The sequence below is a fragment of the Corynebacterium sp. ACRPS genome, assembly GCF_022346005.1.
In the GTDB taxonomy this organism is placed as follows: Bacteria; Actinomycetota; Actinomycetes; order Mycobacteriales; family Mycobacteriaceae; genus Corynebacterium.
Window position 1 is genome coordinate 44,988 of sequence record NZ_JAKRMY010000008.1, and the last position, 25,599, is coordinate 70,586.

Genomic DNA, 25,599 nt, shown 5'->3' on the forward strand with positions numbered 1-25,599 from the left:
CACCGGCGTGCATGACCGGACCGATCAGCTCCCCCGCGGCCCACATAGCGGTTCCTATGTACACCGCTACCGCGCACTAGCCCGCGCCCTGCGCCACCGCTGCGCGCGCCTTGCCCGGCCCTACCCGCTCGGCATTATTGCCTTGGCGCTCATCCTCGCGGTACAACCGTGGGGGCTGACCGCCGCCGATACCAAACACGATCTGGCCGCGAACCCGCGCCACTTCCTGCGCGGCGCGCTCGATGCCTATACCGATATCTTTACCCTGGGGCAGCTGCAGAACCAGGCCTACGGTTACCTCTTCCCGCAAGGCCCCTTTTTTGTTTTAACCGAGCCCCTGCCGGATTGGATAGCCCAACGCCTGTGGTGGCTGCTGGTCTTAAGCGTGGGCTTTAGTGGCTTTTACAAGCTGGCCACCCGGATAGGCCTGCGCGGCCGGTGGATCTGGGTAGCGGCGATGCTCTATGCGCTCTCCCCGCGCTCGCTGTCCACGCTAACGGCCATTTCTTCTGAAACCTGGCCCGTCATGCTCGCCCCGTGGGTCATCCTGCCCTTCCTGCGGGAAAAACTCACCTGGCGCGATGCTACCGCCGCCACGATTCCCGTGGCGCTGATGGGCGCGGTCAATGCCACCGCCACGCTCGCGGCGTGCACCCCGGCGCTTGTCATCGTGGTCTACCGCCGCGCCTTCAAGCCCGGCGCGGCCTGGCTGCTTGGCTGCCTGTGCGTATCCGCGTGGTGGATTGGCCCGCTTTTAATCTTGGGCCGCTACGCCCCACCGTTTACGGAATTTATCGAATCCTCCCACGTGACCACCCGGTGGCTGAACCTGCCGGAAATCCTGCGCGGAACAACGAGCTGGTCACCCTTTGCGGATGCCGAGCGCGTCGCCGGCAACGAGCTCGCGACCTCTGCCTTCTTTGTCCTTATCACCATGGCCGTGGCCGCGATAGGCATTTATGGACTGTGCCGGCTGCCCCGCGTGTGGTCCATCATGCTGATTACTGGCGTGGCGATTTTGGGCTGCCAGGCGGCGTGGTACCTCGATGCGCTCGATGGGGTGCTAGCACCCCTGCGCAACCTGCACAAATTCGATCCGTTGGTGCGCATCCCGCTGCTGTTGGGCTTTGCCCGCGCCTGCCAGCGCCTGCCGCTGCCCACTGGCCTGCGCCCCACCAAGAAGCAGACCGTGGGCGCGCTGGTGCTGCTCGTGTGCATCAGCGCCCTCTCCCCAGCCTGGTCGCAGCGGCTGCTGCCCCTAGGCGCCTACGACGAGGTGCCGGACTATTGGCACGAGGCCACGGATTATATCAACGAGCACGCGGAAAATACTCGTACTTTGATCTATCCCGAGGCCTCCTTCGCCCGCCAAGAGTGGGGTTGGACCCGCGATGAGCCGGCGCAGCCGCTTCTTGATGTCCCCTGGGCCGTCCGCGATGCCATTCCCCTCGTCCCACCGGAGGCCATCCGTGGCCTCGACGGGGTGATGGCAGCACTGAAGGAGGATCCGGCCAGCGGCGTGCGCGCCTTGCAGCGCTTGGGCATCGGCGCGGTGATAGTGCGCCACGATCTCTTTGGCGCCGATAATGACACCTTGAGCAGTAAATTTGGCGGTGAGGTGCATACTTTTGGCGAGGTCGATGTGATTATGCTCGAGCAGCATTCCATGGCATTGACCTCAACCGATCCCGTCCGCGTGGCTGGTGGCGGCGAGGCGCTGGCCTTCCTCGATGCCCATAATGGCCCCGCCGCCCGCGAGCTGGTGGACGATGATGCCGATATCGTCACCGATACCCCCACGCTGGTAGATCGCAATTACGGCACGCTCCACGGCGCCGCCTCGGCGCCGCTATCCACAGACGATCCCAGCCACGTGTATAACCGCCTGCGCGACTATCCCTCCGCCGGCCCACTGACCACGGTGGAGACCCACGGCGGCGATGTGGAGGTCTCTTCTTCTGCCGCCGACGCCACCGCCTTTGGCGGCGCCCAACCGGAAAAGTCCGCCACCGCCGCCGTCGATGGGGAAAATTCCACCGCCTGGTGGCCCGCGCCCGGCGACGATGAAGGCTGGATCGAGCTGCGCGGTGACTTCAGCCAACCGCGCCTCAAACTCATGGCCACCAGCTCCACCACGGTCACGGTGCGCTCGGGTGGTGCTGCAGTAGAGGTGGATCTCCAGCCCTTCCGCTCCAAGACGGTGCGCGTGCCCGGCGGGGATTCCCAGGCAATCCGCGTGGAACTATCCCACCGCACCGGCATCGCGGAACTGGAGGTAGAAGGCCACCCCATCGAGCGCGTGGTCACCGTGCCAGATACCTCGCCGGATGTGCACCAATTCTTCTTCCAGCAGATGGTGCACGATACCGGGGTGCTCATCCGCGATGTCACCGTGCCGCGCCGCATGGAGGTCACCGTGGATTCCACCAAGCCGGTACTCATCGATTCCCACCGGTACTCCCCCGGCAGCACCCTAACCCTCGAGCCCGGCGTCCACCGCGTACGTACCACCGGCGCATGGGTGTCCATGACGGAAAAGGGCTGGTCCCCGCCAGACGATTATCGCCTCACCGATTTTTCCATCGCTGCTGCAGAAGAGGAGCGCCTGCTCATTACCGGGCGCGCCTTCAATAAGGGCCTGCGCGGATTTATCGGCGATACCGAGCTCACCCCATACGAGATCGATGCCGCCACCCAGGCGTTTATCGTCCCCGCGGGCACCACTGGGGAATTCCGCATGACCTTTAAGGCGCAGCCTGCCTACCGCGCCGCCCTGCTCTTTGGCGGCGCACTCGGCCTGGCCACGCTGGGGTTCTGCCTGCTTTTCGCCGCGCGCCGCAGCCCGCAGCCCACCTGGCACCCGGATCCTGGCGGCATGGCCTCTGCGATGTACTCGCTAGCCTGCCTGGCACTGGTGGGCTGGCCGGCAGTACTTGCGGGCATGGCCGCCTGGCTCATCGTGCGCTGGACCACCATTCCGCGGGCTTATTTTGCCAGCGGCGTGGTAGCGGCGGCCGGGACCATCCTTGCCCGAGCTCCATGGACCTCAGGGGCCTATGCCGGCGATTCCGTGCTGCTTATGTGCTTATGTGCCGCGGGGCTGGCCTGCCTTTTCGCCGTCGACGGCCCCGGCCCCGGACCCGGCCACGGCCCATCAGAAGGTCGCGGCCCGGGCGCTCGATAAGCGTATAGCTCGCCGCAGAAACCACAACGGTCCCCACCACCGTGACGGCAAGGATCACCCAAAAATCCAGCGGTTTCCCGCTAAACAGCGCCACCCCGGTTAACGGGAAGGCCACGGCGAGCACCGCCACGTGCCACAAGAAAATGGAATAGGACCACGCGCCCAGCGCCTGCATGAGCGGCGAGGTAAGCCACGAGGTTCCACGTGGAACCAAGGCCACCGGCACCACCACGCACGCCGCGAATACCGCCCCAGCGATGATGCGGCGGGCAAATTCCGCCGGCTCCGGATGCACCAGCCCGGCCGGCCCAAACCAATCCCGGCTCGCCACCCACAGCACGAGCCCCGCCAGCACAACCCAGGCCCAGCGCACCCGCAGAATCCGCGCCGTGCGCTTGCCGATGCCCCTTTCTTCCACCTCCGCCGCCAGCATGCCCACCGCGAACCACGAGGCATAAGCCGGCGGCCAGATTTGCGAGTTGACCTGGTCCTCGCCGTAGTCCGCGACAAAGGGGATAAATCCCCACCCCCAGCTCAGCACGGCGCCGCCGGCGATAACGGCCATGCGCCAGCGCTGCGGCAGGCTGCCAAGGGCCCACACCAGAAGCGGTAGGACCAGATAAAAGAAGAACTCCACGCAGAGGGACCAGAGGTGGGTAAGGCCCGGGGCAAGGCCATCGACCACATAGATCTGCGTGGAGGTCAGGTTGGCGAGGATCTGGGTGGGGGTGATGGAGTGGGCATCGGGAAGCAGCAGCAAAACCGATACCACGCAGGCGTAATAGGCCGGTGCCAAGCGCGCGATGCGGGAGTGGGCATAGCCGCGCGCCGTGTGCAGCCCCCGCCGGCGCCACAATAAAAAGGCGCTGAGGGCGAAAAAGACGGCGACGAAGAAATCGAAACGCCCGGCAAATCCCCACCCGGTGCCGGTTTGGAAGGATACGTGGGTGACAATGATCCCTAGTGCTGCAACCGCGCGTAGGCCGTCTAGCTCCGGCAGGTGCTGGGGTAGTCTTTTCACAGATGCCTGCGTGCGCACGCTTGCTCCTTTACCCCGGAAACCTGAAACTGATTGGATATAGTACTGCAATGAGCCGCTACCTTTGGCCACGCTCGCCACGGACGTGGGTTGTCATTGCCGCAATCATTTTCCTCCTCATTGGTACCCTCGCCCCGACCCTCTACAATAACCGGACCCGCCCGCTGGGCTTGGATCAAGATTTTTCCACCTCGAGCGGACCCACCGATGCGGTATGGATGGACGTGCGCGCCCTCATGGACGGTGAAGCCCCCGCTACCGCATCCGGCGATGACCCGCGCTGCGCCGACAAATCCGCCCCGATGTGGTGCTACCAGCACCACGGGCCGCTGACCTTGGAGCGCACCATTACCACCGGCGAGGTCGCCGATGATGACACCATCGCCACCACCGATTCCGTCACCAGCCTGCTTGCTGGAAAAGCTGGGGACTCCCAAGAGGAAATCGCCACCATCGATCAGCACTCCGTGCTTAACCGCGAATCCACGTTCCCGGTAGCCGATCCTGTCAATAAATGGGTCCTCGCCTTGCCCGAGTTCAACGCCGATCTGACCCGGGAGGACTTCGAGCGAGACGGCCTTACCTATTTCTTCCCCTCCGGCACGGAGCAGCGCTCCTACGCATTTTTTGATCTCCTGGCCCAGGAATCCACGCCGATGGACTTTACCGGCGACTCAAAAGTAGATGGCATCCCCATCTACTCCTATCACCAGGACGTACAGCCGCTGCCGCTGAAGAACACTTTTAGCAATATCAGCGCGGATTTGGGCAGCACCACTCAAACGGACGAGCTGAAAACGGGCGATTTCCAGTTGAAGGGTCCCGCCAGCCGTTTTTATGACTCCCACTCGCGCGAGCTTTTGGACTTGGATGCGGATGCCGCCGTCATCGTCGAGCCCTTTTATACCGTGGGCCGCGATATTTCGGTCGAACCCACCACCGGTACCATCGTGGATGTCCGGGAAAACGTCAAGGTCTTTTTCGCCACCGATATCCAGCAGGCGGGAACCCTCATCGCGGAGGATGACACAGAGGATCGCTCTGTGCTGGCAGCGGATTTCCGGTGGTCAGAGGATACCCGTGCGGAGCGCCTCGCTGAGGTCCGCCCGGTAATCTACGCCATCCGAGGGCTTATGGCCGTTGGCTGGCTGGGCAAGGCCATCGGTGTTTCCCTGCTCATTTTCGCCGCCTACCAGTACATGCGCCGCCACCGTGACGCCCATGATGCCGCACACGCCTAGGCGCGTCCTCCTCGGGCTGTGGGGAATTATTCTCGTGGCCGCGGTGTGCTGGCCCTTCGCGCTGCCCGGCGAGTTCCTCTGGCGCGATATGGTGCTCTTAAACGATCCAGGGCTTACCCCATCCGCGCTGGGCGGGGGAAGCCTGCCTGCCCGCAACGCACCCCAAGATGGGTTTTTAGCCTTACTCGGCGGCGCGTGGGCCGCCCGGGTGCTCATCTTTGCCGCCGCCGGGGCCGCCGCGCTCACCGCGGCGGTGTGGTCTCGCACCACGATAGCGGCGCTGGCCGCGATGACCATCGCGGTGGCCAACCCCTTTGTCATCGAACGCCTCTTACAAGGTCAATGGTCCCTGGCCATTGTCGCTTGGCTGCTCCCGGTCATCGCCTGGGCGGGGCGCCGCCACAGCTGGCTGGCGTTGATCGCCATGTGGGGGGCGTCCCTTACCCCCACCGGTGGGCTATTGGCTGTGGTCACCGCCCTTTTTACCTGCCGGAAGCGGGTCTCCCTGGCGGGCTGCCTCTTGTGGCTGCCGTGGCTGGTTCCAGGCCTTTTCCAACCCAGCGTGCCCGGCGATGCCGCAGCCGCCGTCGCGGCCTTTTCCCCGCGGGCAGAAGAACACGTGGGCACGGTGGGCGCGCTTTTACGCCTCGGCGGAATCTGGAATGGCGAAGCGGCCGTGGGCTTAGCCGTATTCGGGCTCTTCGTCGCAGTTCTCGCGCTGGCGGGTGCGCACCGCGTCCCGGCGCGCTTGACCATCCTGGCCGCCCTAGGACTCGGCGGGGCGCTGGCGTGTTGGCTACTGCCCAGCATGCTGGAATGGGCCATCGATAACGTTCCGGGGGCGGGACTCTTGCGCGATAGCCACAAACTCACGATGCTCGCGCTGCCGCTATACGTTGCCTCCATCGGTGCGCTGCCACAGATTCCAGCCGCGCTGGCGCTAGTGGCCGCCACGATTCAGGTTCTGCCTGCCCCGTCCCGCCTTGCCGTGCTTTCTCCCCGCGATACCGGGGTGGATGAGCAGCTGGTGCACGATATCGACGGCCGCCTGGCATTCTTTCCGGAGCGGCCCAATTTGGTGGAGATTCCCACGGGAAATAGCGGTGCGCATACGGAAGACACCCCGGGAGTCGCGGTCGATCCCTATTCCAAGGCCGTGCCCATGGTGGAATCCGGCGAGCTCAGCGTGGACGGTGAGGTCATCGATCAGGCCTCGCCGCAGTACCGCGCGGCGCTGCGCGCCTGGCAGGACCAAGATATGGCAGGCCTTGCGGAACTTGGCGTGGGCGTCGTGGTGGTTGATGGCGCCATCGCCGCAGAGACCAACGCCCCGCGCCCCGAGCTGCCGTGGGCGCTTACCGCCCTGTGGATGACCGCCCCGCTACTAAGCCTTGGAGCAATTGCGCAAAGGCAGCGCCGGTCTTGTCCCACGAAAAGCGCGCGGCAAACTCCCGGGCATTAGTCCCTAGGCGCCGGCGCAGCTCTGCGTTCTCCAATAACTCTTGGGTGGCCGCCACGAAATCGCCCTCTTCTTCTACAAGGATCCCGGTCTCGCCATCGATTACGCTATCGCGCAGGCCAAACGCATAACCTACCGTGGGAACCCCATGTTGGGCGGCCTCCATGACGGCAAGGCCCCAACCCTCTTTGTGGGAGGGCATGAGGTGGGCATCGGCACGCGCGAGCAAGGCGTGCTTATAGTCTTCCGTCACCTGGCCGCGAAAACGCACGCGATCCGTCACGCCGAGCTTTTCGGCATAATCGCGCAGGTTCGACTCCCACCAGCCCGAGCCAATCACATCCAAAACCGCGCCCGGCGTGCGCGCCACCGTATCCATGGCGTGCTCGATCTGCTTGTGTGGGACTAGCCGCGAGAGTGTCACCAGGTGCTTATCCGCCTCGCGCTCGAGGGAAGGCACGTGCGCCGGAATGGGGTCTAGGCCATTGGCGATGATCCGCGCGCCGTCAATGCCGAGCGCCTCCAAATCCTCGCGCGAGGCCTGCGAGACCGTGACGTAGGTCGAATCCCGATATACCCGCGGTGCCACGCGCGATTCCAAGAACCAGCCCAGCCGCCCGAGCACCGGACCGGCCACGGGCCATTGCTCGCGGTGGCAATGGTGGGTAAGAAGCACCGTCGGCGCGCCGTAAATCAACCGCGCGAAGAAGGGAATGCCGTTTTGGGTATCGATGACCACGTCAATACCGCGCAGATCCCCCAAGCCCAATCTCCCGGCCGCGATGGCCGCCCACGCGCGCGGGTACACGCCAAACTTGGCACCGCCGCGGCTATAGCGCACGCCATCACGGACCTCCCGGCGCGCCGCATTCATGTGCTTAGAGGTGCGAAAGACCACCTCGTGGCCCTGCGCCGCTAGGTACTCCCCCACGCGTTCGAGGTAACGCTCGGAGCCACCGCCCTGCGGGTGGGTGGAATCGCGCCAGCATAGTAAAAGAATTTTCATCGTGGGGTATTAGCCTAGTGGTTTATGAAACACACCCGCGACATGGCCACGCTCTCCCGCTCCTGGGCGCTGCTGCGCTCTTTCCGCTTCGAGCAAACCCGCCCCGATATTTTCTACGGCGGCCTGGCAGAAGATACGGCCAGGCTGGTGGAAAACTTGGGCCGCGATTTGGGCGTGCCGCTTGCCGATGCCCTCGTGCTCGACGTAGGCGGCGGCCCCGGCTATTTTGCCGCCGCCTTCGCGGACCGCGGCGCGTCCTACGTTGGCCTTGAGCCCGATGCCGGGGAAATGTCGGCGGCCAATATCCACCTCAGCAATTCCGTGCGCGGCGATGGCACGCGCCTGCCCTTCGCGGACGATTCCTTCGATGTGGTCTATTCCTCTAACGTCGCCGAACATATCCCCTGCCCGTGGGATATGGGTAAAGAAATGTTGCGCGTTACCCGCCCCGGCGGCCTGTGCATCATGAGCTATACCGTCTGGCTCGGCCCCTTCGGCGGCCACGAAACCGGGCTGTGGGAGCACTACGTCGGCGGTGCATTCGCCCGCGACCGCTATACCCGCCGCAATGGGCACCCGCCCAAGAATGTCTTTGGCACCTCACTATTTAATGTCCCCTGCTCCGCAGGCCTCACCTGGGCCGAGTCCACCGGCGCGCTAAAGCTCGCCTTTCCGCGCTACCATCCCAGCTGGGCGTGGTGGCTGACTAAGGTTCCTGGCCTGCGCGAATTCGCCGTGTCCAACCTGACGTTGGTACTGCAGCCGGACTAGGCCGCGCCACAGCTCGCACCGAGGTTGTCCTACTATACTGCCCAGCATGCCGGACCAACTACAGCGCTCACAGCTCTCCCCCACCGTTCGCGCAGCTCACCTGGGGTGGGCCGTGGCCAGCGTCGTCGCCACATTTGCCGGTGCGGCACTCATTGGCATCGCCTGTGGCCTCATTACAAAGAGCGGTTCCTGGGTCGCCTTTGGCATCGCCGTCGGCGGTGCCTTCTTCGGCTTGGTAACGGTCTGGTACGGATTTTCCCGCCGCTTGGGCTGGTCGTGGCGCGATGCCGGGTTTGTGAAAGCCGAGCATTCCTTATGGCACCTGCTGTGGTGGATTCCCCTCGCCATCCTGGGCTCTGGTGCGGCCACGGGTGCCGTCAATGCACTCCTGGGCAGCGAACCAGCCGGCAATAACCTTTCCGCCGGACTAAAGATCAGCCCCGCCGCCACCATCATGGTGGTACTCAGCACCGCGCTTGTCATTCCCCTCGTAGAAGAGGTGGCCTTTCGCCGCGTCCTATTGGATTGGCTGCAAAATTCCATGCCCACCTGGGCAGCAGCGCTTATCACCGTCGCTGTCTTCGCCCTCGCACACGGCATCCCCGCAGTAATGCTCTACATCGCATTCTTTGGCACCTTTTTGGTGCTAGCACGCCTCTGGTTCAAGACACTTACCGCTCCCCTGTGCATTCACATTGCAAATAACACGGTCGTAGCAATCACGGCCCTAGCGGGACTATCGGGCTAAGGAGTCCCTGCGCAGCGGGAGAAAGAAGCGCTAGTTCAGTAGCCGAGGTAGGACCTAAACTCACAACGCTTCATATCGACAGCGCACAATTTTCGTTATACGATATTTTCATGCCTGTGAACATCACTCAAGACCAACTCGACAATTGGGTTTCCGAAGCAGAAGAAGGCTACGACCCAGAAATGTTGAAAAAGCGCGGACGTGGACGCCCCGGTCGCGGAGCAGAGCCTGCTCAGGTCGTCGCTGTACGCCTGACTACCGATGAACTTAGCGCCCTAGATCGCCTAGCTACGGAAAAGAATCTCACCCGATCTGAGCTTGTCCGCCAAGCAATCAACGCCCTCACGGCGGCACGAGAACAGCCAAATCCGCCACAAAGCACGGTATCGCAGAAACCGACGGAATCCATGCAGCTTCCTATCCACTGTGGATAGAGCCTCTTGACGATGACCCTAACCAATGGCGAGAACTCCGTTTCGGTTTTGATACACACGCTCGACTACTGGACACCGTCGTCGTTGTTGCCTCCGACGGGGACGAACTATTAATCCATGTAATGAAAGCTCGCCCACACTACAGCAAGCTCCTCGAATAACGACGTTCCAGTCCTCACCGGTTGGGGCACTCGCCGAGGGGCCCTGTTGGACCCGTGACCAATCCTAGAGACGATTTATTCCCACTTTCGTAGTGCAGGAATCGTTCCGAGGTCTAAACCACAGAATGTGTTGTTTAACCCCAACAAAGATCTAACCCCAGAGCTTTACGCTGCTGGGGTTAGCTTTATGCGGGATTTACCGCGGATGAACGCGTTAGGAAGCGGCGTCCTCCACGCGCTTCTTCAGGGCGCGGAATTGGTTCCACACTTCCTCAGGCACGCGGGAGCCCAAGAAGTTCAGGTACTCGGCGTTGTCTTGCATATCGCCTTGCCATTCCTTCGGGTCAACGTCAAGGGCGGCGCGAACGTCGTCGATATCGAAGTCAAGGCCTTCCAAGTCGATGTCCTCGGCGCGGGCAGTACGGCCGACCACCGTGTCCTCGGCCTCCACGTTGCCTTCGATGCGGTCGATGATCCACTTAAGAACGCGGGAGTTCTCGCCAAAGCCTGGCCACAGGAAGCGGCCGTCGTCGCCGCGGCGGAACCAGTTAACCAGGAAGACCTCTGGCATGCGGTCGCCGCCCTTTTTACCCATGTCAATCCAGTGCTGCAGGTAGTCACCGGCGTTGTAGCCCATGAACGGCAGCATGGCCATCGGGTCGTGGCGCAGCGCGCCTACTTCGCCCTCTGCCGCTGCGGTCTGGCCGGAGGACAGCAGTGCACCGATCATGGTGCCGTGGTTCCAGTCGAAGGACTGGGTGACCAGCGGAACCGTGGTCTTGCGGCGGCCGCCGAAGAGGATGGCATCGATTTTGACGCCCTTCCAGTCGTCGTATTCCGGCGCGGCGGTGGGGCACTGGGAAATCGGTACGCAGTAGCGGGAGTTCGGGTGGGCGGCCTTGGTGGACGATGCCGGCGTCCAGTCCTCACCGGTCCAAGAGATGAGGTGTTCTGGTGCCTCCTCGGTCATATCCTCCCACCAGACGTCGCCGTCATCGGTAAGCGCAACGTTGGTGAACAAGGTATTGCCCGGCTTCATGGTATCCATGGCGATCGGGTTGGAGTCGTAGTTGGTGCCAGGGGCAACGCCGAAGAATCCGTTTTCCGGGTTCACAGCGTAAAGGCCGTCCTCGCGCAGGTGCAGCCAGGCGATGTCATCGCCCACGACCTCGGCCTTCCAGCCCGGAATGGTGGGGGTGATCATGGCCAGGTTGGTCTTACCGCACTGGGATGGGAATGCGGCGGCGACGTGGTAGTTCTTTCCTTCAGGGTTCGTCAGCTTCAGGATGAGCATGTGCTCAGCCATCCAGCCTTCTTCCTTGGCCATGACGGACGCGATGCGCAGCGCGTAGCACTTCTTGGCCAGGATGGCGTTGCCGCCGTAGCCGGAACCGTAGGACCAAATCTCCTTGGTCTCTGGGAACTGGGTGATGTACTTATTGTCGTTGCATGGCCAAGCAACGTCCTCTTCGCCTGGCTGCAGCGGGGCGCCGACGGAGTGGAGGGCGTGGACGAAATCGCCGTCCGTACCGATCTTGTCCAGTGCTTCTGCGCCCATGCGGGTCATGATGCGCATGGACAAGACCACATAAGCGGAATCGGTCAACTGCACGCCGAGCTTGGGCTCTGGATCGCTAATCGGGCCCATGCAGAAAGGAACGACGTACATGGTCCGGCCCTTCATGGATCCACGGAAGGCCTCCGTCATTTCTTCCTTCATGGCCTTTGGCGGTGCCCAGTTATTGGTTGGGCCTGCATCTTTTTCCTTCGAGGTGCAGATGAAGGTGCGGGATTCCACGCGGGCAACGTCCGCAGGGTTGGACCGCGCCAAGTAGGAATTCGGGCGCTTTTCCTCATTGAGCTTGATGAGGGTGCCTTTATCGACCAGCTCTGCGGCGAGGCGGTCAGCCTCTTCCTGTGAGCCATCCACAAAAGCCACCTCGTCCGGCTGGAAAAGCTCAATGCTTTCATTAATCCAATCGATCAGTTCTTGATTGTCTGTAGGCAGCTCTCCAACGAGGCCCTGAATGGTGGCGGTCATGAAAAATTCTCCTCTGGATAGGATGTGAAAATCGGGGCATATCACGGCCCAACTTTGCCTTCCGCCTCCAGATTAACCGGCAAAGACAAAATATTGGTCACATTAAGTGTCATTTTTCCCACTCCGGTTATATCCACCGCCGTGAGCGGACATTTACCGAGCACACTGTGGATAATTGTGATATCAAGCGTGATTTTCTCCACACCATTTCGGGGGTATTAAAGTTTCCTATTTACCCATTCTATGCCACAAAGAACCACCCCCGCAGAATCCACCAGTTATCCTCCCTCCCCCATACGGTGGGGAAAATACCCGGCGCGGCATATTGCTTGCCATGCCTGGACAGGGAAAAATAGGGCGCAATGAATAGCACGGATAATTCTCAAAACACCCCTGCCGGAGAAATGCCGCCGGGCCGCCCGCCGCAAACGGACTTCAATGCGGTCTTTGATAATGACCTGGACTACCCGCGCCTGGGCAATGTCACCTTCCGCCGCGGCAAGCTCACGGATAACCAGCACCAGCTTTTTGAGCAACGCTGGCCCGAGCTGGGCCGCGTCTTAAGCGATGAGCTTATCGATGTCGATGAGTGGTTCGGCCGCACCGGCGCCAAGACCATCGTGGAAATCGGCTCCGGCACCGGTACCTCCACCGCGGCCATGGCGCCGCTGGAGCAAGACACCAATATCATCGCGGTAGAGCTCTATAAGCCCGGTTTGGCCAAGCTCATGGGGCAGGTGGAGCGCGAGGGCATCGATAATATCCGCATGATTCGTGGCGATGGCGTGGAGGTCATGGTGCGCATGATTGCCCCGGAATCCCTCGACGGCATCCGCGTCTTCTTCCCGGACCCCTGGCCCAAGGCGCGCCACCACAAGCGCCGCATCATCCAATCTGGCACGCTCAACCTCTTTGCCTCCCGATTAAAGAAGGGTGGCGTCCTGCACGTTGCGACCGATCACGCCGGTTATGCCGAATGGATAGATGAGCTCGTGCACGTTGAGCCCAGCCTGGAGTACAAGGGCTGGCCGTGGCCGGGTTGCCCGCAATTGGTGGATCGCCAGATCATCACCAAGTTTGAGGGCAAGGGCCTAGATAAAGAACACATCATTACTGAATACCTGTGGGAGAAGAAGTAAATGAGCACCTATCTACTGGTGTGGGACGCACCCAATATGGATATGGGGCTCGGCTCGCTGCTCGGCGGGCGCCCCACCGCGGCACACCGCCCGCGTTTTGATGCCATCGGCCGGTGGCTGGTCTACCGCGCGGTGGGTGTCGATGCGGATCCGCAGGCCGCAGTATTTACCAATGTCTCCCCCGGCGGCGCCGATGTGATTCGCCCGTGGGTAGAGGCCATCCGCAACGTGGGCTTTGGCGTCTTTGCCAAGCCGAAGATCCACGAGGATGATGACGTGGATCCGGATATGATCGACCACATTGAAAAACTGCGCGATGATCTCGCCGGCGTCGTGGTGGCCTCTGCCGATGGTCAGAACTTTCAGCCCTTGTTAGAAGAGCTCATTGATGAGGGCCTGCCTGTTACCGTCCTGGGTTTCCACGAACATGCCTCTTGGGCCGTGGGCCACCCCGAGATCGAGTTCGTTGACTTAGAAGATATTGACGGCGTCTTCCGCGAGCCGCTGCCCCGCGTCAACCTGGATAACCTGCCTGAAGGTGGTGCATGGCTCCAGCCATTCCGCCCGCTGGCTGCGCTACTAAATAATAGCTAGGAGGCTTACCCCACATGTTTGAAAAATGGGGACGATTTTCCTACGCGCACCGCAAGGTCATTCCCATCGTCATCCTCGGTGCCATCCTTGCCCTCTTCGTAGGCTTTGGAACCCAGCTCGAGGAACGCATGAGCCAGGAGGGCTGGGAGGACCCGAAGGCGGCATCGACAAGCGCGGCGCAAATCGAACAAGAAACGTTCGGCCGCGATAATTCCGGCGACGTGATTTTGCTCTTTAGCTCGCCCGATGAGAACTTCGATGCCGCCAAGGAGCACTTGGCGCAGCTCAAAGAGGATTACCCGGACCAGATTGACTCTGTCACCAGCTATTTCGATAGCAAAAATCCCAACCTGGTCAATGATGATCACTCGCTAGCCTTTGCCGCCATTGGGCTCAAGGGCGATGACGAACAAACGCTGAAGGATTTCCGCGCCATCGAGGGTGCGCTGACGGATACCTCCGCGCCGGTCGAGGTTGCCGGCGCCACGGCCGTGGCAGACGCACTCGATGAAGGCATGGCAGAAGATATTGCGCGCGCGGAAAAGGCCGCGCTCCCGCTCGTTGGCCTGCTGCTTCTGGTGGTCTTTGGTTCCGTAGTGGCGGCGTTCATGCCGCTTATCGTCGGTGGCCTATCCATCCTGGGCTCGCTGGGCATTTTGGCCGTCCTGGCCGGTTTCCTGCAGGTCAACGTCTTTGCCCAGGCAGTGGTCACGCTGCTGGGGCTGGGCCTGGCCATCGATTACGGCCTATTTATGGTCTCCCGCTTCCGCGAGGAACTGAACAAGGGAAGCTTCACCAAGGATGCCGTGGCCACCACCACCGCCACCGCCGGGCAGACCGTGGTCTTTTCCGCGGCGATGGTCGCCGTCGCGCTCTCTGGGCTCTTCCTCTTCCCCCAGGCCTTCTTGAAGTCCGTTGCCTATGGCTCGATTTCCGCCGTCGGCCTGGCGGCCCTTTTGTCCGTCACCGTCTTGCCGGCCCTGTTTGGCATGCTCGGGCCCAAGATCGACCTGTGGTCGGTACGCCGTACCTCCCGCACGGCCCGCACCATTCAGGACACCTGGTGGTACAAGCTGCCGCGCTGGGCCATGCGCCGCGCCAAGGGCCTGACCCTGGCCATCTGTGGCCTGCTCATTGCGCTCGCACTGCCGATCATGAGCATCACCTTCGGCGGCATCAACGAGACCTACCTGCCACCCAACCACGACACCCGCGTGGCGCAGGATACCTTCAACGACGAGTTCCCTGCCTTCCGCACCGAGCCGGTCAAGCTCGTGGTGGAAGGCGCCACCAACGAGCAGCTTGTCGATGTCGTCATGCAAGTCCGCGGCCTCGACGGCCTTACCGAGCCCATGGGGCCATCGACCGCCACCAAGGACGGCACCACGGTCCTTTCGGCGGGCATTAAGGACCGCGAGGACTACGCACAAATCGTCCACGAACTCGAGGACGTCAAAGCGCCCGAGGGCGTCAACCTGTATGTCGGCGGCACGCCAGCCATGGAGGTCGAGTCGCTCGATGCCCTCTTCCACAAGCTGCCGTGGATGGCGCTGTACGTCGTACTCGCCACCTTCATCCTCATGGCATTAGTCTTTGGCTCTTTCGTGCTGCCGATTAAGGCCATTGTCATGACGCTGTTGACCCTGGGCGCCACCCTGGGCATCCTCACGCTCATGTTCGTCATCGGCGTGGGCTCTGGCGCGCTGAACTTCTCGCCCGGCCCGCTGATGAGCCCCATTCTGGTGCTGATCATCGCCATCATTTATGGACTGTCCACCGACTACGAGGTCTTTTTGGTCTCCCGCATGGTGGAGGCGCGCCGGCGCGGCGATTCCACGGACGAGGCCATCGCGGCCGGTACCGCGCATACTGGCGGCATCATCACGGCGGCGGCCCTGATTATGATCGTGGTGGCGGGCGCGTTCGGCTTCTCCGATATCGTGATGATGAAATACATCGCGTACGGCATGATTTTTGCTCTGCTTATCGATGCCACAATTGTCCGCATGCTCCTCGTACCCGCCGTCATGCACCTGCTGCGCGAGGATAACTGGTGGGCGCCTAGCTGGCTGCATCACTTGACCACTAGGCTTTCTGGTAGTACCACCCGCCGTGGGAAGACCGTTCCCTTCAGTGAGTTAAAGCGGCGCCTCGAAGGAGATAAATAATTGAAAAATTGGCTGCAAGTTATCGCCTCGCTCATAGTCCTGGCCATCCTCATCTACGTCTTCCGCGATGAGCTGGACTTTTTAAGCGAAGGCTTCTCCCGGCTCTCCCACGCCGAACCAGGGCCGGTAACGCTCGTGGTCGTTGCCTCTATCCTCTCCGTCGTGGCGATGGGTGAGGTCATGCGCCTGCTTATCCGGGCCGGTGGCGTGGAGGTGGAAGCGACGGAAACCGCCGCCCTTACCTTTGCATCCAATTCTTGGTCCACCACGATGCCCGCAGGCCCAGCCTTTTCTGCCATTTTGACCTTCCACGTGCAGCGCACCTGGGGCGCCTCGGTGGTCCTGTGCGGCTGGTTCTTTGTGCTGTCATCGGCCATTTCCACCCTGTGGCTGGTGCTTATTGGGCTCGGCGGCGTGCTCTTCCTCAATGCCGATATGGCCCTGTGGTCCCTCATCGGCACATTGGCAGCGATGCTGGCGCTCTCCGGCGGGCTCTTCTGGCTAAGCAACCACCCCGAAACGCTCGAGCGCTGGGTAAAAAAGCAGCGGCTGATAAAGGGTTCCAAGCGCGAAGCACTGCTCGAGCACGTAGAGAGCCTCAAGGAAGTGCACCTCACCCGCCGGCAATTCGCCTGGGCGTCGTTCTACTCCTTGGCCAACCGGCTCATTGACATGGTCGCGCTCTGGGGCTGCGTCTGGGCCGTGACCGGCCAAATGCCCACGACCGACTCGGCCGATAACACCACCACCATCGCCGGCGTCGCGCTGGCTTATCTCACCGCCAAGCTGGCCGGCTCCGCCCAGGTCACTCCGGCGGGTCTCGGCACGGTGGAAGCGGCGATCATCGCCACGCTCGTGGCCACGGGCATGACCGCAGTCGATGCCACCAGCACGGCGATCATCTACCGCCTTATCTCTTTTGCCTTCATCACCGCTATTGGCTGGATCATTTACTTCTGGCACTATGCCCGCAAGGGCATTACCTACGCCGCGCTATCCCGTAAAGAAAAAGAAAAGGAAACCGTATGACTTCCACGCGTATCGCTCCGCTCATTGACATCATCGCCTTGATGATTTTCGCCATCTCCGCCCGCCTCGCCCACGGCGGATTGAGCTTTTCCAGCTGGGTCGATGCCTTCTGGCCTTGGGCGGTAGGCGCGCTCATCGGCTGGGCCATCATCCTCGCCACAAAGGTCCAGGGCAAGTGGAAAGAGGGCGTTGTAGTCTGGCTGTCTGCCATCATCGGCGGCATGGCCCTGTGGATCATGGTCAATGGCCGCCTGCCCCATTGGAGCTTCCTCATCGTTGCGACCGTGATGTCCGCCCTGTTCTTCTTTGGCTGGCGGCTATTTGCCCGTAAATAAATACGCCCATCCCATGGGAAAGACGCTTTCCCTAGGGCACACATCAGTCAAATTCAATCATCAGTTTTTGGCTTTGCGCTGTCCACCTCGCCTCTTGTAGGGGTGATCGGCTCAAAATAACATTTCAAACTAATAGTACGGGAAAAGCTTTTAGTGAATAATTGCCCGTATCCGAACACAGAATTTCAAAATCGGATACCGCTCAATTATCCCTACAAGAAGTTGAAAGGCTCCCGTAGTGAAAGCTGCAACCCGTAACTATCTAGCGCTTGTGGCCTCAGGGGTTCTCATCACTGCCGCTTCCCCTGTCGCCGGCGCTATCGATTCTGTCGAATCGGCTCCACCGATTGAAGAGAATTCAGAGCTTCCAGAATCCTCTTTTATTGACGAGGCACTTAAAAGCTCAGGACCCGCTGAAGATTCACAAGAGGCGGCATCAATGGCCGAAGAAGCCTCCAAACTCCCTCCCCTTTCATCAGGGCTGTTGGGTTCAGGTGACCATATTGGAGACCAATACACTGCTTTCTATCATGATCCGGTAGACCTCGATTCCTCGGAGCCAGGACAGCTCTTCCGATCAGAATCTGTGCGCAACCCCAAAAATCCACTTGGCATCAGCAACGTCGGCCCCTATAAGGCAGACCGCATACTCTATTCTTCCACCAACCGTTCTGGAGAAAAGATCCAAGTAAGCGGGATGGTCATTGAGCCCAAGGCCGAGTGGGGCGGAGAAGGCCCACGCCCTGTCGTAGCATTTGCGCCGGGAACCCAAGGTTTAGCGGACCGCTGTGCCGCATCTCGTAAAATTGCAGACGGGGTAGGAGACTACGAGCAGTTCTATTTCCATCAGTACCTTAAGAAGGGCTATGCCGTAGTACTCACCGACTACGAGGGCCTTGGCACCCCTGGCATGCACACGTACATGGATCGTGCATCCCAAGGCCATACGGTCCTCGATAGCATTCGAGCTGCGCAGCAACTGGATGGCTGGGACATTAACGAATCCAACCCAGTATTCATCAATGGCTATTCCCAAGGCGGAGGAGCCGCTGCCGCTGCCGCCGAGCTATATGACGACTATGCTCCGGAGCTCAACATCAAGCTTGCGACTATTGGTGCTGCCCCAACAGATCTAACGTTGTTGCCTTCTGCCCTCGATGGATCATTGTATTTCCTCTTCGAGGCGTATGCCCTTTTGGGACTAAGCAACTCCTATGGCGAGGATCTGTACTCGCATCTCAATGACAGGGGCACACGAAAGCTACAGGATGCGACGAATACCTGCACCATGGGGCTTCTTAAAACCGCCGACACTACCGTGGAGCGGATCAGCAACGATGGCAGGAACGTGCAGGACTTTATTGACAGCGAGCCTTTCAAATCGATACTGGCAGAGCAGCATATTGGCTACGATGCACCCGCTATTCCAGTCGTCATCACGCATGGCCGCGGTGACGACGTTATTCCGTTTTCTACCGCTGAAAAGCTCGTCGATGAATGGACTGAGCGCGGCACCGATGTCACTTTCATCCCCAATAACGCCCACACTCACCCGACCGGTACCATCCCGCACATCATCGAATCAGTAAAAGCGATCGACGCCACCCTACAGCACGAGAAGGGAAGCCAGTAAATACTTGCTCTCCCCCTACACCATGTAAAAAGGCTCCGAGGCAAACAAGCCTCGAAGCCTTAAATATGTGCGAAATATTCTCAGCTTAGAACGGCACGTTGATTGGCACGCCCGCTGCGAACTGGTTGTACGCCCAGTAAGCGTAGCCAATGATCTCACCAATCAGGTCGAGAGCGTAGAGCAAATTAAACAAGGGATTCTCCTTCAGCTGTCACGAAACTCTTATTTAGGTATCGCGACGCCGTAGCACCGCGTTACATCGGCGCAATATTGTGCTTTTTGGGCAGGTCATGCGCCGACTTCGTAGCCAATTGCCGCAGCGCCTGGCGCAGGGCAATGCGCGATTGATTCGGCTGAATCATGGCATCGAGGTAGCCGCGTTCCGCCGCAACGTAGGGTGCCGTCATGGTCTCATCGTAGAAGTCCATGAACATCTTCTTGGTCATCTCGCGCTGCTCTGGGGTCTCGGCGGCCTCGAGCTGCTTGCCTGCGATCATGACCACGGCGGCGGCCGCGCCCATGACGGCGATCTGCGCGGTAGGCCACGCCAAGTTAATATCGCCGCTTAAGTTCTTCGACCCCATGACGGCATAGGCGCCGCCGTAGGCCTTGCGCACGATGAGCGAGACCTTCGGCACGGTCGCCTCCACGACCGCGAAGGCAAACTTCGCACCGCGGTGAATCAGGCCCACCTTCTCCTGCTCTACGCCCGGCAGGTAGCCAGGCGTATCGACGACGAAGACGAGCGGAACGTTATAGGCATCGCAGATGCGGATAAATCGCGCGCCCTTATCGGCGGCATCGGCATCGATGCAGCCGGCCAAGTGCATGGGGTTATTGGCCACAAAGCCCACCGTTTTGCCGTCGATGCGGCCAAAGGCGGTGATCATATTCGGCGCGAAGTTTTCTTGGATTTCGATGAGCTCATCGTCATCGCCAAGCTGGGTGAGCAAATCCATCATGTCGTAGCCGGCGTTGGTGTCATCCGGCATGAAGGAATCTAGATCCTCGTCTTCGATGATTTCGGCATCGGAAGGAGCGGGGAAGGTCGGCGACTCGTCAAAGCAGGTCAGCGGCAGGTGATCCAAAATATCGCGCACCATGTCAAAGGCGTCTTCCTCAGAATCCACCACGGCAGAGACGTTGCCGTTCAGCTCCTGCTGGCGGGCACCGCCGAGTTCAGCGGAGGTGACGTCTTCACCGGTAACCTCACGGATGACGTTGGGGCCGGTGACATACATTTCCGCTTCCTCATCCACAGCGATGACAAAGTCAGTGGTCACCGGCGCGTAGACCGCGCCACCGGCGGATTTACCCATCATGATGGAAATCTGCGGGCTGCGGCCAGAAAGCGGCAGCTGACGGCGGGCGATTTCGGAGTACATGGCCAGCGAGGTCACAGCGTCTTGGATGCGGGCGCCACCGGAATCTTGGATGCCGATGACCGGGCAGCCAATCTTGATGGCCATATCCATGATCTCGGTGACCTTCTTGCCAAAGGTCACGCCCACGGAACCGCCGTAGACCGTCTTATCGTGGGCATAAATGCACACAGGCCGGCCGGATACGCGGCCATAACCTGTAACCACACCATCGGAATAGATGGCCTCCGGGTCACCCGGGGTCTTGCCCAAGGAACCGGTTTCCACAAAGGAACCTTCATCCAAGAGCTCGTTGATGCGCTGGCGAGGGGTGGTACGGCCTGCCTCGTCGCGGCGTGTGCGGGAACGCTCGCTGCCTGGATCTTGCGCCTCTTCTAGGCGTTTGCGCAGGTCGGCGAGTTTCTCAGCGGTTGTTTGCTTGGCCGCCACGTATCTTCTCCTCGATCCAATCGTTCATATGCTTGCCCACGATGCCAATGGCTGGCTCGTCCGGCACTGCCAAGTGATCGCCGGGCAGCTGCACAATATCTAGATCCTTAACGATAACGCCCCAGCCGCCATCCGGATCAATCTCAGCGTAGCGCGGCTCCAGCTCGATCGCACCGTCATGCATCCGCTCGGAGCGGAAAAGCAGCACGGGAACGCTGACATCGGCCCAGCGGTGGAAATCGATCTTGGCCAAAATCTGGTTATCCACGAAGGACGCGCGCTGGTGCTCCAGGACGCCGGCGGATAGGCCGTGTTCGGAGGCATCCGTAGTGGCCAAGAATTCCGCCAGCATGGTCATCAAGGCATCCTCGCCCATGGTTTCCAGCATCTCGTACGGCGGCTCGAAGTCTAGGCCGTAGGTCTTCTTGGCAAAGGCAGCGTAGCGCTCCCACCGGGCGCGGGTTTCTTCCGGCGTATCCGGTGCCGGGTGGGAGGGCTGCGTGGTATCGAGCAAGGAAATGAAGGCGACCTCGGCGCTCTCTTCCCCGCGCTTGCTGCGCTCTGCCAGCTGGTAGGCCACCTCATAGGCCAAGGCGCCACCAAAGGACCAACCGCCAAGGACGACCTTGCGGCCGCGCGCAGAGCGAACGATATCCTCAATATAGGCTGCGGCGCGCTCCTCTAAGGAGCCTTCAATCCTTTCGACGCCGTAAACGGCGACATCCGCTGGCAGCCGCCGGGTCAGCGGCTGATAGACCACCGTGGTTCCACCGGCCGGGTGGAACATGAATACGGCTGGGCCATCGGCCTCGCGCAGGACGCGAATATTTCCCTCCACCTCGGTCTCAAGGCCCTCACGGACCAGGTCAGCCAAGGTTTCCAGTGCTTCGGCGTCGAGAACCTGCTGCGCGGTGACATCGATGTGGGCGCGCTCGCGCAAACGCTCGGCGATCTGTGCTGCCGCTTCCTCAGAGATCTCCGGAAGCGGCGAGGTCACGCCCGCCGGGGCCTTGCCGGTAATGCTTGCCCACGTGCCAAAGACCATGCGTTCAGAGGCATCGCGCGGGGCGACGCCCACGCCCTGCTCCGAGTCTTGGGTGGTCTCGTCTGCTGCGGGTGCCGCGGACTCGGTAGTCGACGCAGCATCGGCACTGTTCTCACTGTTATCAATGCGGCCGCCGGCAACGGCTTCCTCAACCATGGTGATGACGTCTGCCAAGGAGGCATCGCGAAGCGCCTGCACCTGCAGCGGTGGAATCTGGAAGTCATTTTCCACGCGGTTTTTAATGCGCATGCCCATCAGGGAATCGAGGCCCAGGTCAATCAGCGGCAGCTCGCGCGGCAGATCCGAGACGTCATATCCCATGGATTCGGACACGATAAGCGCCAGGCGGTCCTCGACGGTTTCTTGGCGCGGATCCCAGCGCACCGCGTCTACATTCGCGTCATCGGCAGTCGGCTCCGGGGCGGCGCTGCCCTCTGGCACCGCTGCGACCCCGGGGATCGCACCCGCGCCCAAGTCCAAGCCGGAGGCAAAACCTTCCGCCAAGAACTCCGTCCGGGTGTCCTGCACGCTGTAGACGGCGATGGACATGCCGCCGATGGACGTGGTGACCACGGTGGTTATTTCCCCGTACGGAGGGAGATCGCGGTGTTCCTCCGCGGCCACGATGTGCGCCCCAGGCTGCACCGCTTCTGCGGCGGCCTCCACGATGGCCAGCGTGGACGGGGCCTGATCCGCGTTGGTGGAAAAGGCCACCTTGCCCTCCGGCAGGTTCACGCGAGTACCGGGCAAGCCGGAAACCCCGGCCGAGGGCCGCGCGTTGGTCCAGAAGCGCTGGCGGTTGAACTGGGTATACGGCGCTTCTGCCTGCGCGCCCGAGCCCAATGCGGCGGCGAAATTCACCGGGGTTCCGGTTACGTAGAGCTTGCTCAATAGATCCAACAAGGACTCGGTGGGCTCCACCTTGCGCTTTAGGCTATACAGCAATTGCGCATCGGCCTTGCCCACGGCAAACGCGGTAGACATCAGCCCCATGAGCGCCACCGGGTTCGGCGAAATCTCCACCAACTGGGTGTGCCCTGCAGCAAAGGCCTGTTCCGTAGCGTCCTGCAGATACACCGGGTAGCGGGTCATGCGCAGCCAGTAATCCTCATCGTGGACGGTGGTGCCGGGGCGGTAGACCTCACCCTTATCCACGGAGGAAAAGAGGGTCGTATGCAGCGGGCGGGCCTCCATGCCGGCGATGGCAGCTTCGAGCTCGCCCAAGATCGGGTCGACGGCGGAGGTATGTCCCGCGGCCTTCACGTTGAGCGCGCGGGCAAATTTTCCTTCCCCGTCGAGTTTCTCCACCAGATCCAGCACCGCCTGGCGGGGACCGCCCACGGTGGTCATGCCGGGCCCGGTATAGACGGCTGGCTCGATGGCTGCATCGAGGGCGGCGATGTCCTCGGCGGATAGCTCGACGACGGCCATGGCTCCTTGCTCGGCCTCGCTTAGCGATGCCTCTCCCTCGCCCATCAAGCGCGCGCGGTGGCAGGCAATAATCATCGCATCCCGCGCGGAAATGCCACCTGCGGCATAGGCCGCGGCGATTTCACCCATGGACATGCCTATAACGCCCGCCGGGCGCACGCCGAAGGAGGCCAATAGGTCCGTCAGCGCGATCTGGATGGCGGTGATGGCAACCTGCGCCGTTTCCGTGTCATAGGTTTGGGAATCATCTTCAACGATGTCCAGGATGGACCAGCCCGACTCGAAATCCACGATGTCATCGAGTTCTTTCAGCCGCGCGCTAAACAGCGGCGACAGGGCGATCATGTCCTTCGCCATCTTGCGGTGCTGGGAACCAAAGCCGGAATACACGAAGACCGGACCTTGCACCTGCGGGGAATCCGCCGCGGCGATGCCGACAGACACCTTGCCCTCGGCCACCTGGCGCAGGCGCTTAATGGCCTCGTCAGTGGAGCTGGCCATGACAACGGCGCGCGAGCGCGAGTGGTTGCGGCGCGCGATCGTGCGCGCGACATCTGCTAGGTCTGGTTGTTCTGCCTCGAGGAAATCCGCGAGCAGGCCCGCCGCACGCGCGCGGCGGGAAGGTAAGAGGCCGGAGACCGGCAGCGCCACCGTGTCGGTGGATAGCTGCGGCTCGGTGGTACGCGGGGTGCCTTGGTAATCCGTCAAGACGACGTGGGCATTCGTGCCGCCAAAGCCAAAGCCCGATACGCCGGCCACCTTTTTCCCGGAGTATTCCGGCCACTCGCGCGGGTCTTCAACGACCTCGAGGCGCTCGGCCACGAAATCGATATAGCGGTTCGGACCAGCGTAATTGATATTCGCCGGGATAATATCGTGCCGCATGGCCTCGATGACTTTGATGAGGCCCACGACGCCCGCGGCGGATTCGGAGTGGCCAATATTGGTCTTGGCAGAGCCCAAGAGCACGGGCGATTCGATGCCGCGCCCAGCGCCCAGCACGCGGCCGAGCGCGCTGGCCTCGATGGGATCGCCCAAGATGGTGCCCGTACCGTGGGCCTCCACATAATCCACGTCCTCGGGCGCCACGCCCGCATCCGCGTAGGCGCGGCGCAGCACGTCTTCTTGCGCTTCTGGGTTAGGCGCAGTCAGGCCATTCGAGTGGCCATCAGAATTGACGGCAGAGCCCTTGAGGACGGCTAGGATTTCATCGCCATCATCCTCCGCGTCCTGTAGGCGCTTGAGCACCAGCACGCCGGCGGCATCGGCACGCACGATGCCATCGGCGTCATCAGAAAAAGCATGAATGGCGCTGGTAGGAGAGGTCACGCCGAGCTCCGAAAAGGCGGTGGAGGCGTGCGGGGCGGCCAAGATATTCACGCCACCCGCCAGCGCTACATCGGCCGCACCGGTGCGCAGATCCTTGATCGCATGATCGACTGCAACCAAGGAAGACGAGCAGGCCGTGTCCACATTGATGGACGGGCCGCGGAAATCCAGGGCATAGGAAATGCGGTTGGCAACGATTGCCGAGGAATTACCCGTGAGTGCATAAGGGTGCATCTCCGTGGGATCGGCGGTAATCAGCATGCCGTAATCATTATTGGTCGAGCCCATGTACACCCCCGTGTGCGTGCCGCGCAGCTCATTGGCGGGAAGGCCCGCGTTCTCCAGCGCGTGCCATACCAACTCAAGCAGGATGCGCTGCTGCGGATCCATGTTTGCGGCCTCCAGCGGCGATAGGCCGAAAAACTCCGCGTCAAAGGATGCAATATCGTCGATATAACCGCCGTCGGTATTGTGCTGCGCGATCTTCTCGCTCATTACCGGATCCGCGCTGTACTCAGACCACCGCCCCACCGGCAGCGGCCCTGTGCCCGCGCGCGATTCAGCGAGCATGGTCCAAAATTCCGGCACATCTTTAGCGCTTGGGAAACGTCCGGACAAGCCGATAACCGCAATATCAGTACCCTGTGCAGCGCGAGCTGTGCGCTGCACGCGCGGTGCATCGTCGTGCCGCCCCGCGGGCCCATTAAGCAAGCGATTGGCTAGAAGTTCAATCGTGGGGTACTCATACGCCACCGTCGCATCGAGCTGCGTGCCTAAAAGATTTTCTAATTCACCCGACAGCACTACGGCATCTCGAGAGGAAAGACCATAGTTTTCCAGGGGGGTGGAATCTAAAATCTCTGCGGCCGCTACGCCCGTGGCCTGGGATACCCAGTCACGCAGCCATGCACGAAGTTGCTCGATGGTCATAAACCGTCTTTCCTAGTGGGGTTAATAGAACGACAAATACCTATATCGCTCTATTTTGTCACCTTGTTAAC

16 protein-coding genes and 1 pseudogene are annotated in these 25,599 nt (G+C 61.3%); 12 read left to right on the forward strand and 5 right to left on the reverse strand.

Annotated elements, in window-relative coordinates; all coding sequences use genetic code 11:
• The first annotated feature begins 7 nt into the window (after positions 1-7).
• The gene (locus tag MHX65_RS06035; RefSeq protein WP_239269274.1) at positions 8-3,184 is read left to right on the forward strand and encodes an alpha-(1->3)-arabinofuranosyltransferase domain-containing protein; all 3,177 of its coding nucleotides are present in this window, start codon (positions 8-10) and stop codon (positions 3,182-3,184) included.
• Here the strand turns inward: MHX65_RS06035 and MHX65_RS06040 are convergent.
• The gene (locus MHX65_RS06040; protein ID WP_023024225.1) at positions 3,078-4,223 is read right to left on the reverse strand and encodes an acyltransferase family protein; all 1,146 of its coding nucleotides are present in this window, start codon (positions 4,221-4,223) and stop codon (positions 3,078-3,080) included. The genes MHX65_RS06035 and MHX65_RS06040 overlap by 107 nt on opposite strands.
• Positions 4,224-4,273: 50 nt before the next feature.
• Between MHX65_RS06040 and MHX65_RS06045 the strand changes: the two genes are divergently transcribed.
• On the forward strand, positions 4,274-5,464 hold the full coding sequence (locus tag MHX65_RS06045) for a DUF3068 domain-containing protein (RefSeq protein WP_239269275.1): 1,191 nt from the start codon (positions 4,274-4,276) through the stop codon (positions 5,462-5,464).
• Complete coding sequence (locus MHX65_RS06050; RefSeq protein ID WP_239269276.1) at positions 5,445-6,926, forward strand: hypothetical protein; 1,482 nt, start codon at positions 5,445-5,447, stop codon at positions 6,924-6,926. The genes MHX65_RS06045 and MHX65_RS06050 overlap by 20 nt, the downstream gene beginning before the upstream one ends.
• Here the strand turns inward: MHX65_RS06050 and MHX65_RS06055 are convergent.
• Positions 6,820-7,929: a glycosyltransferase family 4 protein gene (locus MHX65_RS06055; protein WP_239269277.1), complete on the reverse strand. Its 1,110-nt coding sequence runs from the start codon at positions 7,927-7,929 to the stop codon at positions 6,820-6,822. The genes MHX65_RS06050 and MHX65_RS06055 overlap by 107 nt on opposite strands.
• Before the next feature lie 24 nt (positions 7,930-7,953).
• Between MHX65_RS06055 and MHX65_RS06060 the strand changes: the two genes are divergently transcribed.
• The 3 genes and pseudogenes from MHX65_RS06060 to MHX65_RS06070 form a co-directional block, all read left to right on the forward strand.
• Positions 7,954-8,700: a class I SAM-dependent methyltransferase gene (locus tag MHX65_RS06060; RefSeq protein ID WP_239269278.1), complete on the forward strand. Its 747-nt coding sequence runs from the start codon at positions 7,954-7,956 to the stop codon at positions 8,698-8,700.
• A 46-nt stretch (positions 8,701-8,746) separates the two neighbouring features.
• Positions 8,747-9,448: a CPBP family intramembrane glutamic endopeptidase gene (locus tag MHX65_RS06065; protein ID WP_239269279.1), complete on the forward strand. Its 702-nt coding sequence runs from the start codon at positions 8,747-8,749 to the stop codon at positions 9,446-9,448.
• Positions 9,449-9,558: 110 nt separating this feature from the next.
• A pseudogene (locus tag MHX65_RS06070) lies at positions 9,559-9,801 on the forward strand (CopG family transcriptional regulator); the annotation flags it as partial.
• Between the two features lie 456 nt (positions 9,802-10,257).
• On the opposite strand, the gene MHX65_RS06080 reads toward MHX65_RS06070, so the two are convergent.
• Complete coding sequence (locus MHX65_RS06080) at positions 10,258-12,084, reverse strand: phosphoenolpyruvate carboxykinase (GTP) (RefSeq protein ID WP_239269280.1); 1,827 nt, start codon at positions 12,082-12,084, stop codon at positions 10,258-10,260.
• A gap of 362 nt (positions 12,085-12,446) precedes the next feature.
• Here MHX65_RS06080 and trmB point away from each other — a divergent pair, with 362 nt between their 5' ends.
• The 6 genes from trmB to lipS1 all read left to right on the forward strand — a co-directional run bounded on the left by trmB (position 12,447) and on the right by lipS1 (position 18,982).
• Positions 12,447-13,223: a tRNA (guanosine(46)-N7)-methyltransferase TrmB gene (gene trmB, locus MHX65_RS06085; RefSeq protein ID WP_239269281.1), complete on the forward strand. Its 777-nt coding sequence runs from the start codon at positions 12,447-12,449 to the stop codon at positions 13,221-13,223.
• Positions 13,224-13,817, forward strand: a complete 594-nt coding sequence (locus tag MHX65_RS06090; RefSeq protein WP_239269282.1) for an NYN domain-containing protein — start codon at positions 13,224-13,226, stop codon at positions 13,815-13,817.
• Between the two features lie 14 nt (positions 13,818-13,831).
• Positions 13,832-15,985, forward strand: coding sequence for an MMPL family transporter (locus tag MHX65_RS06095; protein ID WP_239269283.1), 2,154 nt, complete (start codon positions 13,832-13,834; stop codon positions 15,983-15,985).
• Positions 15,986-17,014: a lysylphosphatidylglycerol synthase transmembrane domain-containing protein gene (locus MHX65_RS06100; protein WP_239269284.1), complete on the forward strand. Its 1,029-nt coding sequence runs from the start codon at positions 15,986-15,988 to the stop codon at positions 17,012-17,014.
• Positions 17,011-17,349, forward strand: coding sequence for a DUF3054 domain-containing protein (locus tag MHX65_RS06105; protein WP_239269285.1), 339 nt, complete (start codon positions 17,011-17,013; stop codon positions 17,347-17,349). Before MHX65_RS06100 ends, MHX65_RS06105 begins: the two co-directional genes overlap by 4 nt.
• 238 nt (positions 17,350-17,587) lie before the next feature.
• On the forward strand, positions 17,588-18,982 hold the full coding sequence (gene lipS1 / locus MHX65_RS06110; RefSeq protein ID WP_239269286.1) for a triacylglycerol lipase LipS1: 1,395 nt from the start codon (positions 17,588-17,590) through the stop codon (positions 18,980-18,982).
• Positions 18,983-19,236: 254 nt separating this feature from the next.
• Here the strand turns inward: lipS1 and MHX65_RS06115 are convergent, their stop codons facing one another.
• A complete protein-coding gene (locus MHX65_RS06115) occupies positions 19,237-20,793 on the reverse strand; it encodes an acyl-CoA carboxylase subunit beta (protein WP_239269287.1) in 1,557 nt (518 codons plus the stop codon).
• Entirely contained in the window at positions 20,768-25,528 is a 4,761-nt protein-coding gene (locus tag MHX65_RS06120; protein ID WP_239269288.1) for a type I polyketide synthase, read from the reverse strand. The genes MHX65_RS06115 and MHX65_RS06120 overlap by 26 nt, the downstream gene beginning before the upstream one ends.
• Positions 25,529-25,599 lie beyond the last annotated feature (71 nt).